1 protein-coding gene is annotated in these 262 nt (G+C 63.4%); it reads right to left on the bottom strand.

Going from position 1 to position 262, the window contains the following annotated elements; genetic code table 11:
- The coding region (locus QSV46_RS40095; RefSeq protein ID WP_314964161.1) for a transposase at positions 1–262 on the bottom strand (262 nt) is incomplete at both ends.

Below are 262 nucleotides of genomic sequence, written 5' to 3' on the forward strand. Positions count from 1 at the left end.
GCTTCGAGCCGCGCGGTCCGCTTGGCTTGCGGAACGTAGGCCACGATCCCGTTCTCCTCGCAGTCCTTCAGCGTGGCGCCGTTGTAATAGCCGGTATCGGCGAGCGCCGTGAGTGTATCGACGCCAAGCTCCTCCTTCGCGGCTTTGGCCATGTCGTAAAGCTGGCCGGTATCGTTGCCGTCGTTGACGACCTCGCTCGCCGCGATCAGCTTGTGCTTGTCGTCGACGGCGATCTGAACATTGTAGCCCGCCACCACCTGGC

This window comes from Bradyrhizobium cosmicum, assembly GCF_032290525.1.
GTDB lineage: Bacteria > Pseudomonadota > Alphaproteobacteria > Rhizobiales > Xanthobacteraceae > Bradyrhizobium > Bradyrhizobium cosmicum_A.